We start from the raw sequence: 2180 nt of genomic DNA on the forward strand, positions 1-2180 counted from the left end.
CATCTTGTGAATTCATTGCGGGTCGCTCTTAACGCGCTTCATAAATATTTTGACAGAAAAACTAAATGGTAAATGTTGTATGTTGTTTCTTTCGCTATGACGCGAAACGTTTTTCTGTACAATTCGTTGTATTTGTATTACAGTGAATACAAATATGAGGATTGTGTTATGACGATATCTATTCGATTGCCAAGTGATCTCGAAACACGTTTGAATAATTTAGCTGCTAAGACAGGACGTACAAAGTCTTTTTATTTACGCGAGATTATTGAACATGGAATAGAGGAAGCAGAGGATTATTATTTAGCTTCACAAGTAAGAGAGCGCGTTCGAAGGGGAGAGGGTACTTTTTATAGCTCTGAAGAGGTGAGGAAAGAGCTTGGCTTGGACGATTAGGTGTTAGAAAACTGAAGCAAAGTCTGGACAAATATTTTTCACAAAAGCGCATAATCGTATTGGTTTATAACAAATATTCTACCAAATGCTCGTAGGATTTGTTGTAATGAAAATCTTTATTTTCGAAAATTGTCTCCTGCTTTTCGATATGAAATTGTTTGTATTCTTCCTTTATAGCTTTTTTCAGTGCATTCACCTTTTCTTCACCGAAGATAATTTGTAGTTTCTCTCTTGAATTTATTATATTTACGAGCATATCCCAATAGATAAATCTATTATAGCATTTTTTACTTGCTGATTTAATTTGTTCTATTGTTCCTAATTTATAAGTTTTCTCAAATGTTGGAATATTTTCAGAAATGTATAGATTATAATTATCTTTTTCATTTATGAGTTCTTTATCTTTCTCTTTACACTCATTTACCTTCCATTTTACCTCTTCGGTATAACGGTCTTCATCTAAAGAAATATATCCTTCTGTAACAGTTTCAAGAAGACGCTTATAATGAATAAAAATTTCTCTTGCTATTCTATAGTCATCCGAAATGTCATACAACAATGTCAGTAAATATTTTTTTATCCCTACTAGGCATTCATACTTAGGAGGCAAATGCCATGATTTCAGTATTTCTTCTATCTCTTCGTATTCTGTATTTTTAGACATTTCATCCCAGTAGATGTCAAGCGATTTATCATTTTTATAAAACCCATGTAACGCTTGTTTTTCGTACTCGGCTATGATCATATCATCAACCACATATAACCACCAATGCAACAAAAACATTGTAGGTTTATGACATGTTTTTTCTGTAAGGGGATCTACGATTTTTTCAACAACTATCCCGTTTTTTTTCATGAGTCGCATTGTTTTTAGATAGCTTTTCTTAAAAGCTATGTGTTTCTTGAATACATTGATTTTTTCGCAATGCTCAGCAGAAGGTTCTGTTTCCAAAGCTTTCTTATAGAGAAACGGTATTTCTTTATATCCTTGAGTACAGATCTCTTTTATGATGGGATGGTGATGTTCATAATCTTCACCTATCATTATGGGATCTTTTATTCTTAGTATATCCTTTTCCCACTGTTTAATTTCTTTATTCCATTGCCTAATCCATTTTTGCGATATTTTTCGAGTTTTTTTTAAAAGACTTTTATCCCATTTCGTAATTTGTTCTTTGTATATTTCTATTTCTCGATTTTTCTGTTCCTGAAGTAACTCGAATTGTTCTTCATAGTCATTTATTCTTAAATAGCTCCTAAAAGACAGTAAAGTTGCTATTATTAGTAATATGTTCACTGAGAATTCAAAATATAAAAACACATCGATTATTATGATTAATAAAATCGTATTTTCGAATCCTACATTCCAACCTTTCTCTCCTACCTTCGAAATGTGGTAGATCATATTTGCTGCTATTAATATTCCTCCTATGACTATAATTATTTCCATTATTCCCCCCACTTTTTGCTAATCAATAATTTAGTGCTTCCGTATAATTGATTCGTTTAGAGGATACAATTGTGAGTTATTGGGTGCTAAAGATACTAGATTTAGGTGAAAAAAATAAAAAATACACAATATAGTGATTTTTTTTGTTGACAGGATATGAAAAATAGTGTTTTATGGCGTTGCTGTACTAGTCGAATTGCGTCTAGAATTACGGTAAAGGTATAACCTTTCTTATAAGTTTATATGATTGTTCAGAACCCTGCTTTTGCGGGGTTTTTTTATTGTCTTGTTTACAAAAAGAAACACACATGAAAACCACTGAAAAACTTGCAAA

General features: G+C 31.6%; 2 protein-coding genes. One reads left to right on the forward strand and one right to left on the reverse strand.

The window, feature by feature from the left end; translation table 11 throughout:
- The first annotated feature begins 168 nt into the window (after positions 1 to 168).
- Positions 169 to 396, forward strand: coding sequence for a DUF6290 family protein (locus ACFIL3_RS09765; RefSeq protein WP_375633767.1), 228 nt, complete (start codon positions 169 to 171; stop codon positions 394 to 396).
- Positions 397 to 460: 64 nt separating this feature from the next.
- Here ACFIL3_RS09765 and ACFIL3_RS09770 read toward each other — a convergent pair whose 3' ends face one another.
- Positions 461 to 1846, reverse strand: a complete 1386-nt coding sequence (locus ACFIL3_RS09770; protein WP_375634976.1) for a hypothetical protein — start codon at positions 1844 to 1846, stop codon at positions 461 to 463.
- Positions 1847 to 2180: the final 334 nt, after the last annotated feature.

It is taken from the genome of Bartonella sp. CE47NXGY, from assembly GCF_042195415.1.
Classification (GTDB): domain Bacteria; phylum Pseudomonadota; class Alphaproteobacteria; order Rhizobiales; family Rhizobiaceae; genus Bartonella.

Excerpts from the sequence above, each read along its gene's own strand:
- ACFIL3_RS09765 (WP_375633767.1), top strand. The coding sequence starts at position 169 with ATGACGATATCTATTCGATTGCCAAGTGATCTCGAAACACGTTTGAAT.
- ACFIL3_RS09770 (WP_375634976.1), bottom strand. The coding sequence starts at position 1,846 with ATGGAAATAATTATAGTCATAGGAGGAATATTAATAGCAGCAAATATG.